Annotated in this window: 22 protein-coding genes; 10 read left to right on the top strand and 12 right to left on the bottom strand. The window is 62.8% G+C overall.

Annotated elements, in window-relative coordinates:
• Positions 1–2 precede the first annotated feature (2 nt).
• Entirely contained in the window at positions 3–1,244 is a 1,242-nt protein-coding gene (locus tag K1X12_RS00705) for a hypothetical protein (RefSeq protein WP_220985722.1), read from the top strand.
• Positions 1,245–1,421: 177 nt separating this feature from the next.
• Here the strand turns inward: K1X12_RS00705 and K1X12_RS00700 are convergent, their stop codons facing one another.
• The 5 genes from K1X12_RS00700 to K1X12_RS00680 all read right to left on the bottom strand — a co-directional run bounded on the left by K1X12_RS00700 (position 1,422) and on the right by K1X12_RS00680 (position 4,626).
• Positions 1,422–1,766 (bottom strand): YMGG-like glycine zipper-containing protein, encoded by a 345-nt coding sequence (locus K1X12_RS00700; protein WP_220985721.1) that lies wholly within the window; start codon positions 1,764–1,766, stop codon positions 1,422–1,424.
• Between the two features lie 71 nt (positions 1,767–1,837).
• A complete protein-coding gene (locus K1X12_RS00695; RefSeq protein WP_220985720.1) occupies positions 1,838–2,323 on the bottom strand; it encodes a hypothetical protein in 486 nt (161 codons plus the stop codon).
• 105 nt (positions 2,324–2,428) lie between these two features.
• On the bottom strand, positions 2,429–3,025 hold the full coding sequence (locus K1X12_RS00690; RefSeq protein ID WP_220985719.1) for a TetR/AcrR family transcriptional regulator: 597 nt from the start codon (positions 3,023–3,025) through the stop codon (positions 2,429–2,431).
• An 85-nt stretch (positions 3,026–3,110) separates the two neighbouring features.
• A complete protein-coding gene (locus K1X12_RS00685) occupies positions 3,111–3,845 on the bottom strand; it encodes an MBL fold metallo-hydrolase (protein WP_220985718.1) in 735 nt (244 codons plus the stop codon).
• 55 nt (positions 3,846–3,900) lie between these two features.
• Positions 3,901–4,626, bottom strand: coding sequence for a hypothetical protein (locus tag K1X12_RS00680; protein ID WP_220985717.1), 726 nt, complete (start codon positions 4,624–4,626; stop codon positions 3,901–3,903).
• A 103-nt stretch (positions 4,627–4,729) separates the two neighbouring features.
• On the opposite strand from K1X12_RS00680, the gene K1X12_RS00675 reads away from it, so the two are divergent.
• From K1X12_RS00675 to K1X12_RS00665, 3 genes are all read left to right on the top strand, one after another.
• A complete protein-coding gene (locus K1X12_RS00675; protein ID WP_220985716.1) occupies positions 4,730–5,698 on the top strand; it encodes a M48 family metallopeptidase in 969 nt (322 codons plus the stop codon).
• Positions 5,699–6,082: 384 nt separating this feature from the next.
• Positions 6,083–6,682 (top strand): TetR/AcrR family transcriptional regulator, encoded by a 600-nt coding sequence (locus K1X12_RS00670; RefSeq protein WP_220985715.1) that lies wholly within the window; start codon positions 6,083–6,085, stop codon positions 6,680–6,682.
• Between the two features lie 90 nt (positions 6,683–6,772).
• On the top strand, positions 6,773–7,963 hold the full coding sequence (locus K1X12_RS00665) for an amino acid aminotransferase (RefSeq protein ID WP_220985714.1): 1,191 nt from the start codon (positions 6,773–6,775) through the stop codon (positions 7,961–7,963).
• 30 nt (positions 7,964–7,993) lie between these two features.
• Here the strand turns inward: K1X12_RS00665 and K1X12_RS00660 are convergent, their stop codons facing one another.
• The 3 genes from K1X12_RS00660 to K1X12_RS00650 all read right to left on the bottom strand — a co-directional run bounded on the left by K1X12_RS00660 (position 7,994) and on the right by K1X12_RS00650 (position 9,781).
• Entirely contained in the window at positions 7,994–8,281 is a 288-nt protein-coding gene (locus K1X12_RS00660; protein ID WP_220985713.1) for a DUF1330 domain-containing protein, read from the bottom strand.
• Positions 8,282–8,360: 79 nt separating this feature from the next.
• Positions 8,361–9,287, bottom strand: coding sequence for a thioesterase family protein (locus K1X12_RS00655; protein ID WP_220985712.1), 927 nt, complete (start codon positions 9,285–9,287; stop codon positions 8,361–8,363).
• The gene (locus tag K1X12_RS00650) at positions 9,284–9,781 is read right to left on the bottom strand and encodes a transcriptional repressor (RefSeq protein ID WP_220985711.1); all 498 of its coding nucleotides are present in this window, start codon (positions 9,779–9,781) and stop codon (positions 9,284–9,286) included. The genes K1X12_RS00655 and K1X12_RS00650 overlap by 4 nt, the downstream gene beginning before the upstream one ends.
• Before the next feature lie 129 nt (positions 9,782–9,910).
• Between K1X12_RS00650 and K1X12_RS00645 the strand changes: the two genes are divergently transcribed.
• Together K1X12_RS00645 and K1X12_RS00640 are read left to right on the top strand one after the other, a co-directional pair.
• Positions 9,911–10,294 carry a MarR family transcriptional regulator gene (locus K1X12_RS00645; RefSeq protein ID WP_220985710.1) on the top strand — a complete coding sequence of 128 codons (384 nt, stop codon included), beginning with the start codon at positions 9,911–9,913 and terminating at the stop codon, positions 10,292–10,294.
• A gap of 31 nt (positions 10,295–10,325) precedes the next feature.
• Positions 10,326–11,201, top strand: coding sequence for a C40 family peptidase (locus tag K1X12_RS00640; protein ID WP_220985709.1), 876 nt, complete (start codon positions 10,326–10,328; stop codon positions 11,199–11,201).
• 81 nt (positions 11,202–11,282) lie between these two features.
• On the opposite strand, the gene K1X12_RS00635 is transcribed toward K1X12_RS00640, so the two are convergent.
• Positions 11,283–12,047, bottom strand: coding sequence for a c-type cytochrome (locus tag K1X12_RS00635; RefSeq protein WP_220985708.1), 765 nt, complete (start codon positions 12,045–12,047; stop codon positions 11,283–11,285).
• Positions 12,048–12,210: 163 nt separating this feature from the next.
• Between K1X12_RS00635 and K1X12_RS00630 the strand changes: the two genes are divergently transcribed.
• Positions 12,211–13,047, top strand: a complete 837-nt coding sequence (locus tag K1X12_RS00630) for a prephenate dehydratase (RefSeq protein WP_220985707.1) — start codon at positions 12,211–12,213, stop codon at positions 13,045–13,047.
• On the opposite strand, the gene K1X12_RS00625 is transcribed toward K1X12_RS00630, so the two are convergent.
• On the bottom strand, positions 13,031–13,933 hold the full coding sequence (locus K1X12_RS00625) for a LysR family transcriptional regulator (RefSeq protein ID WP_225907818.1): 903 nt from the start codon (positions 13,931–13,933) through the stop codon (positions 13,031–13,033). The two genes, K1X12_RS00630 and K1X12_RS00625, sit on opposite strands and share 17 nt — an antisense overlap.
• A 141-nt stretch (positions 13,934–14,074) precedes the next feature.
• Here K1X12_RS00625 and K1X12_RS00620 point away from each other — a divergent pair, with 141 nt between their 5' ends.
• Both K1X12_RS00620 and K1X12_RS00615 read left to right on the top strand, forming a co-directional pair.
• The gene (locus K1X12_RS00620) at positions 14,075–14,602 is read left to right on the top strand and encodes a hypothetical protein (protein ID WP_220985705.1); all 528 of its coding nucleotides are present in this window, start codon (positions 14,075–14,077) and stop codon (positions 14,600–14,602) included.
• A 77-nt stretch (positions 14,603–14,679) separates the two neighbouring features.
• The gene (locus K1X12_RS00615) at positions 14,680–15,138 is read left to right on the top strand and encodes a YHS domain-containing (seleno)protein (protein ID WP_220985704.1); all 459 of its coding nucleotides are present in this window, start codon (positions 14,680–14,682) and stop codon (positions 15,136–15,138) included.
• A gap of 242 nt (positions 15,139–15,380) precedes the next feature.
• Here K1X12_RS00615 and K1X12_RS00610 read toward each other — a convergent pair whose 3' ends face one another.
• Both K1X12_RS00610 and nudC read right to left on the bottom strand, forming a co-directional pair.
• Positions 15,381–15,605, bottom strand: a complete 225-nt coding sequence (locus K1X12_RS00610; protein WP_220985703.1) for a hypothetical protein — start codon at positions 15,603–15,605, stop codon at positions 15,381–15,383.
• 103 nt (positions 15,606–15,708) lie between these two features.
• Entirely contained in the window at positions 15,709–16,626 is a 918-nt protein-coding gene (gene nudC / locus K1X12_RS00605) for an NAD(+) diphosphatase (RefSeq protein WP_220985702.1), read from the bottom strand.
• Between the two features lie 130 nt (positions 16,627–16,756).
• Here nudC and K1X12_RS00600 point away from each other — a divergent pair, with 130 nt between their 5' ends.
• Positions 16,757–18,919, top strand: a complete 2,163-nt coding sequence (locus tag K1X12_RS00600) for a beta-propeller domain-containing protein (protein WP_220985701.1) — start codon at positions 16,757–16,759, stop codon at positions 18,917–18,919.
• Positions 18,920–18,925: the final 6 nt, after the last annotated feature.

The following is an 18,925-nucleotide window of genomic DNA, read 5'->3' as shown; positions in this document are numbered from 1 at the left end:
AGATGCATTGTTCTGTAAGGATCGCCGGATTGGTGCTTGTTGCGATGCTGGGGGTAGGCCCGGCGCTGGCCTCGCCATTCGATTGCGGGCCGAACCGCATCGTGAAAGGGGCAAAGGCCTACAATGCTCTCGGCCAGTCCACGGTGTCTGACCAGGCCTTTGGCGAGCATCTCGCGGAAATCCGCCTGGATGCCAAACGCTGCCCGGAAACGGGCTGGGTTCAGATCATCGCGGCGGGAGTAGAGTTGAAATGGGTCAAGCGACTTGAAGCCGCGACACCGCCAGGTGAAGGCCGCAAGGCCTCGCACGCCCGATATATCGCCCGGGCGATCGATCATATTCTCGCCGCGCAGCAGGATATTCCGGAGCGCCTGAACCATGGCGGCTTCAATCTGACCTATGATGACTGGGCCGGCATCGTAAAGGAGGGAACCGACGCCCTGACGAGCTATGCAGAAGCGGGGCATGATGTTCATCCGCTCGTCTCGGACGCGCCGCCCACGCTAAGCTGCAACTATGTCACCCGGACGATGGCGACCGGCGCATCGGCCTACAATACCATCAGGCGCCCCTCATCGCTCAGGCTGCTCAGCACGCTGGCCGACGCTTGCCGCGGGTCTGCGGAGTTCACGGACTGGAACCCTCTGGCCCAGCGCGCCAAGGCCATCATGCGGCAAGTCGAGGGCGGACAGATAACTGGACAGAAGGATGTCCACTTCTACCTGCGAGAAGCGCTCCGTGACGTCTCGCAATATCTCGGTGAGAAAGAGCCGCCATATGGCCTGTGGCAAAAGACGGATCAGGCAAATCTCGACAAGCTGTTTGAACAGCATGGCGTCAGCCGGCGTCTCTTTGACGGTGCGGCGTTCACGGAGGTTCCAAGGGCCGATTGGTTCGCGCCCGGCCAAGTCGGCACGGAGGCTGCGACAGTTTCCATTGCCCTGGAACTCAGCCGCCACTGGACGCCCCTGGCTGCGGGGGTTGGTAATCCGCCAGCGGAGGAAACAGCTCCGGCCCGGGCTGCCTTCAGGGCCCTGGTTGCCGTCATGACAACCGAGGCAGACGCCGCCGGACAGGGTATTGCCGGGCGCCTGATGCTCAACGATGCGCTCGCCCTCTTCCAGTCAGGGGATATCCGTACGCCCGAAACCGCAGACCTTCCGGGCATGCCGAACTGGCTGTATGAGCTTATGCTCGGGGTTCACGCGAACAAGATCGCCGAACTGCAGGGTGAGGCGCCTTAGCGGATCAGCCTGTATCGTTCACGTGCTCCAACCATCGCCGGAAAGGACTGGGTTCAGCCGCCTTTGCTCAGAACCGGAGCTCATTGCGGGATTTCATTTCCGTGTGGCCATCAGATAGGCCCCCGTCACCCTGAGGGAGGGAGCGGGGGCCTGTTCTTTGTTCTGCGTCACCGTGGATTACCAGCTGCGAGCGTCGTTGGGATAACGGTCGCGGGCGTCAACCACGCCGTCACCGTCGGTATCGTAGTTGTACGGATCGTAATTGGCGGGGCGTTTGCCGCTGCCGCAATCGCCGGCCTGGTTACAGCCGCGCACGGCTCCGGCAACACCGCCAACCGCTGCGCCGATTGCTGCGCCGCGTTTCGCGTCGCCATCGCCGACATTGTTGCCGATGGCAGCGCCCGCAGCTGCGCCAACGGCGGCGCCAACGGCGGCATTGCGCTCTGCGGTGCCAGATGAAGTGCAGGCCGCCATAGCGAGGGCGCCTGCGCCAATCGCGGCGATTTTCAGGTATCCAATCATGGGTCGTTCCTTTCCTTGTTCGTGGAAAGGGAACGCCCGCATGCGGTCTTGGTTCCGGCCCAATTCTCGCCCTATTTCAGCGCCGCCTGCGCCGTGCCGAAAACGCTGTGCCAATTGGCCAGAGACATGGAGGCTTTGTAAGCCGCCGTATATTCCGGATCGAGCACTTCCATCAGGAAGGCGTCCTCAATCCATACTTCCACAACATGGAAGAACCCGCCCCGGTCGCAGATCGTGCTTGGCCAACCGGCGGCTTCTGCGATGTCGATAACCTCCTTGGCCGGACGATCCACGCAAAGGGCGAAGTGGCATTCGGATCGGCGTGAGGTGCTGGCGGCCTCCGCCTGGGGCTGCCAGTTGCCGCCGCCTTCGGCAGGCTGCATCACGGCGCCGCGCGGGATAACTTCAATCTCGACCAGCTCATCGCCCGACCAGGCCATCCACGCGCCGGGGCCGCCCGGCGGGATGGGCACGGCCGTGCCATTCATGATCCGGGCGAGCGTTTCAGCCACTTTGGCCGTGTCGTCCGCGGGAAGGGAAACATGTGCGATCATCATTGCGTTCACTCCTGGGGTAACGGGCAAACTCTGCCCGTCCGGGCCCGGTCCTCCGGCGCCCGTTATTGTAATTGGAAATTGGTCAGTGTGCGAGGGAGGCCGGGCTCAGGACGTGTCGCCTGCGCCCTTTCGCCGGAATTGCGCCAGCAGCAGCTGTATCGTTTCTGAGGCGAGCGGGCCGGACTGGTTGCCTTCGATGCCCCAGTAATCCTTCAGGGATACCCAGGCGAAGGACGAGTCGAGCAGCTGGCAAATCGCGGCCAGTTCCCGGCGGTCGCTTTCACCCAGGTCAGGCCGCGCTTTGGCGACCGCCTGAAGGAATGCGGCCTGCCGCTTGTCGTTCACCGAGAGGCGCAGCTCTTGCCCCTGCCGGGTAAAGACGAAACGCGTCAGCCCTTCTTCCTGGTCGAAGCCGGGAAAGATTTCAGAAGGCTGCCGGATCATCGCTTCGGGCGTTTCTGGAAAGGTGCGGCCATGCGCGGCCCGGTCATTGATCCGGGGCCAGAGGGCTTCGACCAGCTCGTCGCGGGTGGCGAAGTATCGGTAGAGCGTACGCTCGGTCACGGCAGCGCGCGCGGCGACGTTGGCGAGGGTGATGGCGTCCAGCGGTTCTTCGGAAATCAGGTCCAGCGCCGCATCGAGAATGCGGTTCCGGGTGAGTTCGCGCTGGGCTTCACGGAGAGACAGTGTTTCTGACGACATGTCAGATCATATGACACGAAAGAAATTCGCACGCAATGGCTCATGTCATGAAAACTGACACGTTTTCATCGGAACTGACTTTTTGTCAGGTGTAGCGTTTGGAAAGGCGCTGGCTGACGAGGTCCACGTCGCCTTTTTCCGCGCCATTATATCCGGTCACGGCATCGGCCACGAAGGGGTTGTCCTGGCGCTCCTGCCCGAAGGTGGACATCGGGCCATGGCCGGGCACGAAGCGCATCTGGTCGCCCAGCGGCCACAGCTTGCCGGTGATGGAATCGATCAGCTGCTGGTGGTTGCCGCGCGGAAAGTCCGTGCGCCCCACAGAGCCGCGGAACAGCACGTCGCCGACAAAGGCCAGCGCGCCTTCGGGCTGGTAGATCACCACATGGCCCGGCGTATGGCCGGGGCAGTGGGCCACGCCGAACTTGGTGCCGCCAAGGTCCAGCTCGTCGCCATCCTGCAGGTAGCGGTCGGGCGTCACATTCTTCCCGTCGCGAATGCCATAGCGCGCGCCGCTGGCTTCCACTTCATCCAGCAGCCACTGATCGTCCTCATGCGGGCCGATGATCTCGCAACCGGTGCGTTCCTTCACGTCCATCGCCGCGCCCACATGGTCGAGATGGCCATGGGTCAGCCACACGCCCACGATCTTCACGCCGAAATGGTCGGCTGCCTGCATCAGCTTGTCGATCTCGCCGCCCGGATCGACGAACACGCCTTCCTTGGTCTCGGTGGACCAGATCATCGAGGTGTTCTGTTGCAGCGGGGTCACCGGAATGATCCGGATCTCGAGTTTGGGGGCAGGGGTCGCATCGGTCATGCTGGATAGATAGCGACTGGCTCGCCCCCTGCAAACCCTGCCGCTGGGGTGGGCCTCAGCTCAGGGCGCCGTAGATCGCCTTGCCCGCGTCAATCCAGCCGGGCGACCCGAAAAGCAGCACTTCCAGCGTCTGCTCGGCAATGATCGCCGGGCCAAGCCAGAGGTAAACCGGATGCACGCGCCCCTCGGCCAGCTTGTCGCGCGCCATTACGATCAGGATCAGCGAGTCGGCTGCCAGCAAGGCCAGCGTCACTTCCGGGTTCGGGATGCCGGGAAAGATGTGGCGCAGGCGAAACCAGGCGGGCCACAGCAGGATGATCGTCGCCAGCACCATCAGGCGCTTGTGCGTCTCCGGCCGCTGCCGGTTGAGGATGCCTGCGACCACCAGGCAGAAGAAGATCACCAGCCCCGCCACCGTGCCCACAATGCTGGCATAGGCGAAGTCGCCCATCCCGGCGGCAAGGTCGCGGCTGACGGCAAACACGCCCGTGCCCGCCCCGCCGATCAGCACCATGCCTGCCACCGGAATGGCCGCCATGCCGGCCAGCTGGTGCGCGGGGAAAGCGTTCAGCCGGATCAGCGTCGGTTGCAGCAGGAACAGCGCCACCCAGCAAAACGCCGCCAGCCCGTGCAGGTGCACGATCAGCGGCGCGTGGAAACTGCCGCCGGCGATGGGAAAGAAATAGGTTGTCGAAAAGCCCGTCACCGCCACGAGCAGGCCCGTCACGCCCAGTGCGATGTAGACGCTGCTGCGCGGTTTCCCCCATGCGGACCCATCCATTTTGCATTCCCCACTGCCTTGTCCCGTCAATCATCCTTGCCTGTTGCGCGCTCGCGGGCAATCTCTGCGCAAAGGCCGCTTTGGTCATTGTGAGGATTGTCTGATGCAGGATCGCCGCCCGCCCGTTCGCGCCAATGGCCTCGGAGATATTCTCGGCGGGCGCGGCAGCATCATCCTGATCGCGCTGGTCGGCCTGTTCATCTACTGGCAGTCAAACCAGAAAGAGGTGCCCTTCGCCCCCGGCAAGAAGCAGTTCAACACCATCTCCGTCGCGCAGGAAGTAAAGCTTGGCGCCGATGCCTATATGCAGATCCTCCAGCAGGAACATTCGCAGGGAAACACCGTCCTCTGCGCCGAGGAGCGATCCTGCACGGGTGACGCGCGCCTGCTGACGGAGAAGGTCCGCCAGATCGGCCAGCGCCTGGAGCGCGCCGCGCTGGAGCTGGAAAACGACTACCGCGCCGCCGGCTACGACATCCCCGGCGTCGTCGAAGCCTTCGACTGGACCTACTATGTCGTCGACTCGCCCACGCCCAACGCCTTCTGCCTGCCGGGCGGTTATGTGGCGGTCTATACCGGCATTCTCGACATCACCGGCAATCATGATGGCCGCGTTACGCTCGACGACATCGCCGACGATAACAAGCTCGCCGTCGTCATGGGCCACGAGATCGGCCACGCGCTCGCCCATCATGGCGCCGCCCGCATGAGCACCCAGCAGATGCTCCAGATAGGGCAGGTGGCCCTCTCGGTCGGGGTGTCGGATATGGAGCCGATGCAGCAGCAGGCAGTCCTCCAGGCGCTCGGCGTGGCCGCGCAGGGCGGTTTCCTCGCCTTCTCGCGGGAGCATGAGACCCAGGCCGACAAGATCGGCCTCGATCTGCTGGTGCGGGCCTGTTACGACCCCCGCGAGGCGCCAGAGCTGTGGGAACGCATGGGCCAGGCCGGCGGCGGGGCCCGCCCGCCCGAATGGATGAGCACCCACCCGGCTTCCTCGACCCGCGCCGAGAATTTCCGGAAATGGATGCCAGAGGCCATTGCAGAATATGAGCGCCGCTGCGGCGGTCTGTAAATGGAAACGGCCCCCGCCGGAGCGGGGGCCGTCAAAGGGCCATTCCCCATCGTGGAATTCGGGAGAAACGAGCCTCCGTCCTTCCGCCCTTTCAAACCTGAGTATTCGTATTTGCCTGAACGGCTGATAACAGCTTTGGCATCGTGCGTTCAGTTAAATCGGTGAAAATGTCCGCGCCGGCCTGGCAGAAAAGCGGGCAAAAAAAGCCGCGAAGACTCCTCCTCCCAGAGTGCTTCGCGGCAATACATGCAGTCCGTGCCGTCCACCGGCGTTCACCCAGCCTGCATAGTCTCAAGTGAGCAGCTTGGCTTTTTGAAAAAGCCCGCAACCAGATGGTTACGCTTTTTACATACCACTGGTATGATCGTGCGCAAGAGGTGGGACATGCCGAAACGCACAAAAGAGCAGGCGGCGGAAACGCGCGAAGCATTGCTGCGCGCCGCACGTAAATCCTTTGCAGAACAGGGCTTTGGCGCCACCAGCGTCGCCTCCGTGGCCGCTGCCGCAGGCACAACCAAGGGCGCGCTGTTTCATTATTTTAGCAGTAAGGAAGACTTGTTCCTCGCCGTCTGGACCGCGCTTCAGCTGGAAATGGACACCGCCGCCCGCGAAGCCGCCATCGCCGCGCGCTCGAAATCCGACCCCTATGCGGCCTTTCTCGCCGGTTGCGAGGTCTATCTCGAATGGGCCACCCGGCCGGACTATCAGGCGATCGTCCTGGTCGATGGTCCTTCGGTGTTTGGCATGGCGCGCTGGCACGAACTCGATTTCAAGCTCGGCATGGATAACATGACCCAGGGCGCCGCCTGGCTCGCCCGCCAGGGTCTGCTGCCGGAATCCAGCATCCGCCCCGCCGCCATTCTCCTCCAGGCCGCGCTCAACGGGGCGGGCTTCGCGCTGTCCTCCGGCTACCGGGACGTGACACGCGAAGAAATCTTCGCCACCTTCGCACAGATCCTGCGCAGCTTCCGGCCGCCGGCCTGATCTTCCCGCGGCGAAGCCAGCCGCCGGGGTTTATTATGCGTCCAAAAGCCGATACGGGTCAGCGAGAATGAACCGGAAGGCCAAAAGCTCATGTCCCATTTCTCGCCCCTGTCCACCCTCCCGCCGGATGCCCTTCTTGGCCTCATGACTGCCTACCGGGCAGATGAGCGCGCGGAGAAGTTCGATCTCGGCGTTGGTGTCTATAAGGACGAAAATGGCGAAACGCCGATCCTCTCGGCGGTGCGCAAGGGCGAGGCCAAGATGCTCGCCGCCCAAACCACCAAGGTTTATGAAGGCCCGCGCGGCAACACCGATTTCTGCGCCCATATCGAACAGTTCGTGTTCGGCAAGGACCATCCCGCGCTGAAGGAAGGCCGCGTCCTTTCCTTCACGGCGCCGGGCGGTTGCGGCGCTCTCTTCCTTGGCGTCGGCCTCATGCGCCGCATGGGCGCGCGCCGCGTCTGGGTATCCAAGCCCACCTGGCCGAACCATCCCAACGTCGTCAAATCGCTTGGCCTTGAAGTGCAGGAATATGCCTATTCCCGCGACGGCGCTTTCTACAAGCTCGGCGCGCTGGCAGACCTTTCCACCGCGGAGCGCGGCGATGGCGTCATCATCCAGGGGTCGTGCCACAACCCCACGGGAATCGATCCGTCAACGGATGATTGGCGCGAGCTGGGCCGCCTCTGCAAGGATAAAGGCGTTATCGCCTTGCTGGACGTTGCCTATCACGGCTTCGCCTCCGGCCTGGACAAGGACATGGACGGCGTGCGCGCCTTCATCGAAGAAGCCGGCGAAGCCCTCATCTCCTATTCCTGCTCAAAGAATTTCGGTCTTTACCGGGAGCGCACCGGCTGCTTCCTCGCCGTCGGCGAAACGGCAGAGGGCATTGCGGCGGCCACCACGCATGTCGCTGATATGAGCCGCGCCACCTGGTCCATGCCCCCGGCCCATGGGGCAGGGATTGTCGCCACCATCCTTGGCGACGCGGAGCTGCGCGCAGAATGGGAGGCCGAGCTTTCGGCCATGCGCCTGCGGATGATCTCGCTGCGCGAACAGCTTGCCGACAGTCTCGTTTCGCATACCGGGTCAAACCTGCTCGGCGCGCTGAAGAAGCAGAACGGCATGTTCTCCCAGCTGCCCATCTGCGCGGAAGATACGGTCAAGGCGCGTGAGGTTGATGGCATCTACATGCCCTCGTCCGGCCGCATCAATATCGCCGGTCTGCACCCGGATGATATCCCGCGCCTTGGCGAAATCCTCGCCCGCTATCTGGTCTGATGGGGCGGCCCCCGCCTGTGCGGGGGCGCCTTACACGCCTTCGACGAAGATGACGCGATAATCGGCCGCCTGAAAACGGTGGTCGCGCGCTTCGCGATAGGCGGGGCTGTCATACCAGGCTTTTGCTTCGGCCATGGTGGGGAAGGAGAGGATGACAATGCCGTCCGCCTCGGCCCCTTCGGTCACTTCATGTTTCCCGTAAAAGGCCAGCGGCGTGATGTTGTGGTCGCCGCGGGCGTTCTTGGCGCCCTCGCCATAACGCGCCATGGCATCTGCGTCGCGCAGGCGTTCGCGGATCAGGATCACATAGGCTGCCATTGGGTTTCCTCCAGTTGTTTGTCCGGAAGAATTCCTTGCGATGGTGCCGGGGCTTGTAAATCCCTGCCGTTGCGGCGGTTCAGATGCCCAGCCCGCGCGGCGCGATCTTTTCCAGTTCCTGCATCATCTCCGGCGGCGCGGCCACGGCCTTGCGCGCGTCCAGGTCCAGTGTGATGGCGACTGCTTCGCTGGTCGCCCAGGGGCGGCCGGTTTCCGGGTCCATCAGCCAGTGGACCAGCGAATGCGTTTTGCCGTTCACCCCGCCAAAGGAAGAGTACGCCACAAACCGGTCGCCCACGCGCGGCAGGCGGTGATAGCGCAGGCGGTATTCCAGGACGGCCGCGCCCATGCGCTTGTTATCGGCGCTCGCTTCGCCCACGCGCTGGCGCCAGTCATAGAGAAGGTTGGGTACCATGTCGGACAGCCGCCCGATCACCCAGGAGGCTTCCATCCATCCGTGCACGCCGCAATGGGCGGGCGGAACGGCGCCCATGCCGATATAGGGTGCGCCGATGGATTTTGCGTAGTCCAGCGTAATGTCTTTCAGTGCCATGCCCGGCTTTTCGGGATCGAAGCTGCGGGGCAGGGCCTCTTCAGGCGTTTCGCCTTTCAGGGCTTCCATGCGTGCGCGGGTCTTGGCGGTCCAGGGGAAACGCTCGCCCTCGGCGGTGTCGATATGGGCAATTCGTGTGCGGAAGGCGGCTGCCAGGCGGCCATCGGAATGGCGCATTTCCTGATAGATTACCGCGTCGCTTTCCCCGATCTCCAGCACGCAGCCCTGCATCGAAATCGGCTTGCCCGGCAGCACTTCGCGCACATAGCGGATATGCTGGTCCACGGGCACGACGGTTGACGGCGCGTTCGGGCGGAACGCTTCAGGCATGCCCAGCTCATGGGCCAGCGTCACCAGGCCTTCCAGTTGTTTCTCGACATAGATGCGCACATTCATGTGCCCCATCTCGTCGCAGTCCCACTGGTTGCAGCTACCCTGCCAGAGTGGGATCATGCGGCACATCTCCTGCAACGCCCGCGCACTTCGATCACGGCGCGGGTCAAATGGAAGCGGGCGGCTTCAGTTTCTTTCTCAAGCGCCTTGCTTGTCTCAACTGCGTGCAGCTCTTCAGCAGACTGGCATTCCTCGCAGATGAGAAACACTGCCGAATGGCTGTGGCTCGTATGGCCGCAGGCGACATAGGCGTTGAGGCTTTCGATCTTGTGAACGAGGCCGGTCTCCTGAAGGAAGTCCAGCGCCCGGTAGATGGTTGGCGGCTTGGCGGCGCCTTCGCCGTCTAGGTTCGCCAGCAGGTCATACGCCTTTGCTGGCCCCTCGCTTTCCAGCAGCAGGCGAAGCACCTTGCGGCGGATGCGCGTCATTTTCTGGCCCCGGCGCGCGACAAGCGTTTCAGCTTCCGCAAGGAAGGCGTCTGCGTCCTGCGGAGCGCAGGGCGTGTTCGCCGGTCCATGAGTGTGGCCGTGTGGATGGGCGTCTGATCGAGCCATGTTCCCTATGTCTGGTGTTTTGAGCCGAATGTGAAGGGGGTAGGCGGCAAGAGGCTCTGGACGCTGCCTGCAAATCACCTGAGATTCAGTTTTCAGGCGAAATGATCGTAGCGTAGGAGGCATGGCGGGATGCAGTTGTCGGAGCGGGAAGGGCTGGATCTCTGGCGCAAGGCGGTCACGGCATCGGTGCGGTCTGATGCGCCCGATCTTACCGCGCGCCAGCAAGCCGTTCTGATGACCATCGCGCTCGCGCCCGGCCCGCATACGGTGCGCGGCCTGGCTGAACATCTCGGCATCGCCAAGCCTGCCATCACCCGCGCGCTGGATGCGCTCGAACGCCTCGGCTTCATCCGCCGTCTGCCGGACGATACGGACCTGCGCTCCATCTTCGTGGAACGCACGCCCGAAGGCATGGGCTATCTGCGCGCCTTCGCCCGCCTTGTCCTCGCCGCAGCTTCCGGCGAAGAAGCAGGCTCGGGCAAACCTGCCCGCCGCAATTCTGCGGTGGCCTGAGCAGGGCGCCCGCTAAGGGAGCTGCCCGCCAATGCCGGACTTTAACGATCCGCGCCTTGCCCGCCCGGCTGGTCCTGCCACCCTATTCCAGGTCGCTTCCGGCGCAGTTGCTGTCCGCAAGGCGCCGCGCGCCGATGCCGAAGCCGGTACCTTTGCCCTGCACGGCGAAACGCTGGACGTGTTCGGGCAGGAGGGCGCCTTCGCCCGCGTCCAGTGCCGGCGCGATCGCTATACCGGCTGGGCGCTCGCCGCAGGCCTCGCCCCGGCCATTCTGACGCCCACCCATAAGGTCTCCGCCCTGCGCACCTACGCCTTCCCGGCGCCGGATGTGAAAGCGCCGCCCGTCCTGACCCTCAGCCTCGGCGCGCGGGTCACTGCGACGGGCCTCCGGGAAGGGGCCTGGGTCGAGTGTGCGCGGGCAGGCTGGGTTCATGAAAGACACCTGGCTGGCCTCGGCGTGTTCGAGGGTGACCCCGCCGGGGTCGCCAGCCGCTTTCTGGGCGCGCCCTATCTCTGGGGCGGGCGGGAAAGTCTCGGGCTTGATTGCTCCGGTCTCACCCAGCAGGCCTTCGAGGCTTGCGGCGTCCTCCTCCCGCGCGACTCCGATATGCAAATGGCATGGAGCGGGACCGAAGTGACACCGCCCGTATCCAAAAGTACTCAAAATGACACGGTTTGGGCACAGAATGACACGCTCCGGCGCGGAGATCTGGTCTTCTGGGAAGGCCATGTCGGCATCCTCACCGCCCCTGGCCACCTGCTGCACGCCAACGCCCATCACATGATGACCGCCGAGGAACCCCTCGCCGAAGCCGTTGAAAGAATTGGGAAAATCGTCGGCCCAGTCCTGTCGGTCCGCCGCATCGACCTCGCCGCTGCCCGCGCCCAGCCGCCGGTCTGGCTGTAAGCTCAGGTCATCCCCTTGTTTCCAAAAGAAAAACCCCGGCCGAAGCCGGGGTTTGTCATTCTTTGGAGCGGCGGGTTCGCCTTACTCGGTCGGGGCTTCTTCAGCCGGGGCCTCAGCAGGCGCAGCGCCTTCTTCCGCCGCCGGTGCAGCTTCGCCTTCGGCTGGAACTGCAGCATCTTCAGCAGGTGCAGCCTCACCCTCAACCACTTCACCCTCAGCCGGGACAGCCGCCTCATCGGTCGCTTCATCCGCAGCCGGCAGCGGCTCCGGGAACGCCGGGGCGTTTTCGGTGTTGGCCGCCAGGTAGGCAATCACCGCCGCGCGGTCGCTGTCACGGCGGATACCAGCGAACGACATCGACGTGCCGCGCAGGTAAGCGCCGGGATTTTTGATCCAGGAATCAAGGTTCTCGTAGGTCCAGCTGGTGCCAGCGTTGGCCATGGCGCCCGAATAAGCGAAGCCAGCGAGGTGAGCCTTGTTGGCGCCCACGACGTTGTGGAGGTTCGGGCCGGTGCCATTGGCGCCGCCCGCATTAATGGTATGGCAGGTCGAGCACTGGCTGGCGAACAGACGCTCACCGCGCGACAGGTCCGCGCTGGCAAGGGCTGCGCCCAGGTCGAACACTTCTTCTACGACAGCAGGGCCGGCAGATTCAGCGATTTCAACGCAGTAGTGGAACTTCTGGCACATCTGTTCCGACATTGAGGCGGCTTCGCCATGCTCGTCGCCATGGTGACCGCCGGCGCTGCTGGCAAACACAACGTTCGGAAGCTGCATGAGCAACATGATACCGAGCGCCGTTGCGAGCAATGCTCCGATGATCTTGTTTAGACCGAGCTCTCCCATGGGGCATTCCTTCGAATCTGTGTCGTTATTCCGTCTTGGCGCGCGCCTTTTGGCACGCTAACCGGGTGCGCACAATATAAACGGTGCCTGTTCCAGGCGCTTCCCCCCGCCGTCGCGGCGATCAGACGCATGCCGGGGGCTCTTCAACACAGGGAATTCCGGCATGACCAGCAAAATTGCCTATCAGGGCGAACCCGGCGCGAACTCGCACATTGCGTGCGGTGAGGCGTTTCCGGATTTCGAACCGATGGCCTGCCGGACCTTTGAAGACTGCTTCATGGCCGTGGAGCGGGGCGATGCCGAACTGGCAATGATCCCTGTGGAAAACACCATTGCCGGCCGCGTGGGCGACATCCACTACCTGCTGCCCACCACCCAACTGCACATTGTCGGCGAGTATTATCTGCCGATCCGCTTCCAGCTGATGGCGCTGCCCGGCACATCGCTGGATCAGGTGAAAAAGGCACGCTCGCACATCATGGGTCTCGGCCAGTGCCGCAACTTCCTGCGCAAGCACTCGATCGATCCGGTCACTGCAGCAGATACCGCCGGCGCCGCCCGTGAAGTTGCTGAGCTCAACGATCCTTCTGTCGCCGCAATTGCTCCGCGCCTTGCGGCTGAAGTGTATGGCCTAGAGATCCTGGCAGAGAATATCGAGGACGCCGCGCACAACACGACGCGTTTCGTCATCATGTCCCGTGAGCCGGCAGAGATCGATGCGGGCGATGGTCCCGCCAAGACGGCATTCCTCTTCGAAGTGCGCAACATTCCGGCAGCGCTCTATAAGGGGCTCGGTGGCTTCGCGACCAATAGCGTAAACATGACGAAGCTGGAGAGCTACCTCGTCGGCGGTTCATTCGAAGCATCGCAATTCTATGCCGAGATCGAAGGGCATCCCGATGAGCGCCCGGTGCAGCTCGCGCTGGAAGAGCTTGGCTTCTTTTCTCAGTCGCTGAAGATTCTCGGCGTTTTCCCCAAGGCGATCAGCGCGCGTCTGTAGCCGTCTGCAGTTTTGCGAGCGAGCAGGCGTGCGCAATCGCGGGCTCGATATGCTCGACGAAGAGTCGCGCCTTGCCGCGGAGCTTGCCCGAGGTCCAAACCGCGTGAATGGACAGGGAAGGGCCTTCCCAGTCTGGCAGCACACGGACAAGCCTGTGATCGCCATAGCATTCGGAGGCGAGCCAGGCCGGCGCGAGGAAGATGCCAAGGCCGCCGGCGGCCGCCTCCAGCAGCGTTTCACCGGATGAGGCGCGGAACGGGCCATCGACGCGCGCTTCGAACACTTCATTGGCGCGGCGAAGTTCCCAGCTCGTCTGGCGCACATGACGGAACACCACTGCATTGTGGTCCTTCAATTCCTCGACGGTTTGCGGCGCGCCCTTGCGGGCGACATACTCTGGTGACGCCCAAAGCACCTGAGGCGCCTCGCCAAGCTTCTTGGCCATGAGGCGTGAGTCCCGCAGTTCGCCCAGCCGGAATGCAATGTCGACGCCATCGGCGACAAGGTCCGTGATCGCATCGTCTGAGATAAGGTCGAAACGGATTGAAGGGTAAGCCGTGAGGAAGCTCGGCACGGCGGGGGCGACAACCCGGCGGCCGAAGGAGTGCGAGCAGGAAACGCGCAGGAGTCCGACCGGCGCATGCTCAAGGCCGCGCGCTTCGGCTTCCGCTTCATCAAACTCCGTCAGGATGTCGACTGCACGGCGATAGAACCGATTGCCCGCTTCGGTCAGGCTTAGCGCACGTGTCGTCCGCTGGAAGAGGGTTGTGCCAAGGCTTGCTTCGAGATCCTGGATCCGCCGCGAGACAGTCGGCTGGCCGAGCTCCAGATCGGCGGCGGCGCGCGAGAAGCTGCCCGCATCGGCAACCCGCACGAAGAGCCGCATTGCTTCAATCCTGTCCAAACCATCCCTCCGGAAGCTGAAGAGCCGCGATCACGCGGCTGTGTATCTTCCTCACGACTACTTGCTTTGTGCCGAAAACCCAAGCGGTGGCACAACACAAGCCGGATGGAGAAGGGGAGGCCAATGAAGATACGTCTGAGCAGTCTAGTTCCCGTTGCCTATAGTCTGGTGGCCTCTGTAGTCTTCCTGGACAGTTTGCGCTTCAAGTTTACCAACGCGCCCGAGACGCAGACGATCTTTGGCAAGCTCGATGCCTGGGCGGCCAGCTTCGGTGCAGGTGGTCTCTTCGCGCAGACAGGCCTCTTCAGCCAGTATGTGATCGGATCGGCGGAGCTTGTGGCGTCCACTCTGCTCCTGGCGAGCCTCTTGCCAAGACTGGCACGCCTGCGCACGCTTGGGGCGCTGATCGCCTCAGCCGTGATGACGGGCGCAGTCAGCTTCCATCTTTTCACGCCGCTCGGCGTTGATCCCAACATGGATGGCGGCGGCCTTTTCGCGATGGCAGTTGTCGTCTGGCTTTCATCTATCGCCATGGTGATCGCAGGGCGCGCAACGCTTGGCGCGCTGGCCGTTGCGATCGTCAATGTCCTGGTGGCGCCAGGCGCCAGGCAACATGCGGAGCAGGCGCCGCCCTCTCCCGGCTCTGCATGATGCGAGCCGCAGAAGCGTCGATCTCCTCTGGCTTCCGCGGCTCGCCAGCCATCACCTAAAGGAAAGGTCCTCCACGGATGAAACCCCGGCCTCTTCTCTTCGCAGCCGCCATCATGATAGCGCCGATGGCCGCGCTCGCGCCCCAGGCAGCCGCTGAACCTCCTGTCTATACGGATCTCTTCTCAGGCGTAGCGGTGCAGGGTTACGATCCGGTCGCCTACTTCCGGGAAGGCAAGCCGGTAAAAGGAGAGCGGGCGTTCACCGCGTCCTATAATGGAGCGACCTTCCGCTTCGCCAGCGCAGCAAACCGCGATGTGTTTCTTGCTGCGCCTGAAACCTATGCGCCTCAGTATGGTGGGTATTGCGCATGGGCTGTTTCGCAAGGCTACCACGCGAAGGGCGATGCGCGTTTCTGGAAGATCATTGATGGGAAGCTCTACCTGAACTACAGCGCCGCAGTTCAGAAGAAATGGGAGGCGGACATTCCTGGCTTCATCGCGCGCGCCGACACGAACTGGCCTGCGCTGAACGAGTAGGGCTATGGCGCTTCAGCGAGGCCGAAGCGAGGCGCTGGTTCCGGAAAGGAACCGGTGCATTGCCTTGGTGGCGTGGAGCGCGCGGTGATTTTGAGTAGCGCGGTATGTAAAACCGGATCTGAAAACCTTCCGGATTTGAGTGCTGGGCGGCATGTTTGGCGAAGTTTGTAATGCCTTGATTTCAGACACAAAAAAACGGGCGAGACTGGCCCGCCCGTTTGGTCCGAAGATCGTCCGTGGACTTACTTCTTCTTAGCGGCCGGCTTTGCAGCGGGCTTCGCTGCCGGCTTTTTCGCCGGTGCAGCTTTAGCGGCCGGAGCAGCTTTAGCCTTCACGGCCGGCTTTTTCGCCGGTGCAGCTTTGGCGGCCGGTTTTTTGGCCGGAGCAGCTTTAGCAACCGGAGCTTTTTTCGCCGGAGCTTTAGCAGCCGGCTTTTTCGCGGCGGCGGGTTTCTTTGCAACTGCCATGTCTGATCTCCTATCTATGGCCCGCCAATAATATCGTGATTCGGGAGAAATCAACTCCTGATTTTCACAAATGAGGAGAATCCTTGGAGCATTCCGTGCACGGTCAATCGCTCCGAAACGCCCAAACTTTCATGATGTGATGTGCGATGGCCGTCGGCGGCGGGCAGAAGAGCTCTGCATGTTTGCCTTCGATAATGTCCCGCATCTCCGCGCGTGTGACCCAGCGCGCGCTCTCAAGCTCCTTGGAGTCGACCGTGATGTCTTCGTTGTCAGCGGGCAGGATGAAGCCCATCATCAGCGAAGAAGGGAACGGCCATGGCTGGCAGGCAACATACTCGGCCCTGCTGGGATCACAGAGGATTCCGGCTTCTTCAAACAACTCGCGTGCCGCAGCTTGTTCAATCGTCTCACCAGGTTCGCAGAAGCCTGCAAGGCAGGACATGAAGCCTGGTGGCCAGAATTTCTGCCGGCCTATCAGCGCGCGGTCATCCTTCACGGCAAGCATGATGGCGACAGGATCGGTACGCGGAAAATGTTCGGCGCCGCAGTTGGCGCACTGTGCCTTCCAGCCGGCTTCGACCACGCCGTTCGCGCCGCCGCATTTTGCGCAGTACCTGTGGCTCTGATGCCACAGGAAAAGACTGCGCGCGGTGGATGCGCAGTTGGCATCCATCGCGGCCATGCCCGCTGCTGCCTGCCGGAAGTCGGAGAACTCTCCCGCGCCGGCGATGAGCGAACCGGCAAGATCGAACTTGGGCGGAAGGTCGAGCGCAAAGATTGGCGCGCCTGCTTTGTCTTCGCCAAGGAAGAGGCGCGGGCTGCCGGGCGAGACGCGCAACGCTTCAGGTCCGAACCAGTAAAGGCCGCCTTCAGCCGTGACGAAAGGTTCGCCGGCCTTCAGCAGGAGTATCAGGGCGTCTTCGCGCAGGATGGCCTGCTCAAGCCAGGCTTCGTCCGTACGGCGATGGGCGGCGCGGTTGATGGGCTTGGCGGCGAGCGGCATGTCGTTTGAGTTTGTCATGCGCGAAGACGTATGCCGGTTTTGCGGGGAAGGGAACTGCCGACGCCGCGCCAACTCTGCCCCGGCACGGCCACTACTCTGCCGCAGTTGGTTGGGCTAGTATGAGCATACGTTTGAGGGGACGCGCATCATGAAACTGATCTATGGCCTTCCGCTGCTCGCGCTCGTGGTGACGGCGTGCAGCAATTTTGCGCAACCGACGAAGCCGGACGATCTTGTTGAGCAAGCGGTTGTTCTCGAGAACCGGTTTGCGGAATTAGCTCTGCCGAAGATGGATGAAGCGCTCTCCGTGTTCGAAGATCCCGCGATTGATGCGCTGCGGTCTCCGGCACTTTCCAAGTTCAGCTCGGAAGAAGAGTTCTCTGGCTGGCTGAAGCTGACACGTGAAGCTGCGCGCGAGCGCGGCGTAGTGCGCCCGCCACCGATGCCGATGATGGCGATGCCCGGCTCGATGGACGGTGAGATGGCAGCTGAGGCGCCCGCCGAAGCCGCGCAAGAGACGATCACCGTGACCGGCAGTTCCATTCCAGGCTCGGCCGACAATCCGGAGATCACCAACAATCAGAAAGCCGGCGTCGATGAAGGCGGCATCATCAAGCAGATTGGGCAATATCTCGTCGTGCTTCAGGATGGGCGTCTCTTCGTGACGGACCTTATGCCGGATGGGGCGCCGGGGCTGAAGCTTGCAGACCGCGCTGATGTCTACCGCTCAAGCGACGAAGACACCTGGTATGATGAAGTGCTGGTCGCGGGCCGCACGATCCTGGTGACGGGATATTCCTATGCGGAAGAGGCGACCGAATACACTGTGCTCAATCTCGGTGAAGACGGGAAGGTGACGCGGCAGGCGACCTTCTACATTTCGTCCAACGATTACTATTCGGGATCGAACTATGCCACGCGCATGATCGGCGGAAAGCTCGTCATCCACACGCCCATCTATCTTGAAGGGCGTGGCTGGTGGGATGAGCTGGACATTCCGGTGATCCGCGAATGGCGCCGCGAAGACGGCGATGGCTTCCGCGAGAGAACCGAACTGGAAGACGGCCGCCCGCTTTTCTCGGCAACCGACATCTGGATGCCGGTTCAGCGCACACTCAAGCCGGTGATCCATACCGTGACGGTCTGCGATATTGCAGGCGTCACCGACGTAGCGGTGCCTGCCTGCAAGGCGACGGCAATCATCGGCACCGAGACGCATGAGTTCCTCGTGACGAAGGATGCCTTCTGGCTCTGGATGAGCCCGGCTGAAGAAGAGCTGGAGCGCGAACTGGGCGAGGATATGGATTATCCCGATTGTTCCGAAGGTCTGCGCCCTCAGCTTGCAGACATTGCGCCCTCGGCATTGGTGCGCCTGCCGATTGATGGCGCGATGCCGTCCGTGCTGAGCGTGCGCGGTGAGCCTCAGAACCAGTTCTCGCTCGACATGGATGCCGGCACCTTCCGCGCCGTGCTCGATTGGCGCCACCGCGACTGCTCGCCCTGGTATGAGAAGGACGCGGCTGATCTTACCTATTTCGACGTACCGCTCAGTGACCTTGGCTACGTCTTTCAGGATGCAGCAGGTGGACGCTACTTCGATCTGCCTTCTCCGGGCGTCTCTTCCTACGAAGCGCGGTTCACTGAAAAGCATCTGGTCTATGGCGCGCGCGAAGGCTGGGGCGGATGGCCCCCCTCTGATGACGAAATGAGAGACAATGGCAGAGCCATCGTCGTGCCGGTCGCCGATCCGTCACAGCCCGTCACGCTGGAGCTGCCGCACGATGTGATCCGCGCCGAGCGGGCAGGGCCTTACATGGCGGTGACCGGCTACCACGATCATGCAGGCCTCAGCCTGTCGCTGATCGACTTGCGCGCAGAGCCGCGCGTGTCTGGAACGCTGACATTGAAGGGACGCTTTGAAAGCGAGAACCGCAGCCACGCCTTCAACAGCCGGATCGATGCAGACGGCAAGGGTCTGATCGGCCTGCCTACAGTTCCGCTTTCGGACGATGCCGACCGCTGGTGGTGGTGGTCGGAAAGCTCAGACATGACCTATCTGACCGCGTCACCCGATGGCAGCCTCTCCGAAGCTGGCCTGCTCGACGCAACCCGCGTCGATCCTGATCTGCCATCGCCTTCTGGCTATGAGTGCGAAGTGTCCTGCGTCGATTGGTACGGCAATGCGCGTCCCATCTTCACGGGCGGTCGCGTGCTGGCGCTGATCAATTCTGAGCTTGTCGAAGGCAAAGTCGAGGGCGGCAAGGTCACCGAGCTGCGCCGGATCGACCTCACGGCTCCGATTGGCGACTAGGCTGAA

Origin of the sequence: Hyphomonas sediminis (assembly GCF_019679475.1) — a bacterium.
Classification (GTDB): Bacteria; Pseudomonadota; Alphaproteobacteria; order Caulobacterales; family Hyphomonadaceae; genus Hyphomonas; species Hyphomonas sediminis.
This window is presented reverse-complemented; position numbering and strand designations above follow the sequence as displayed.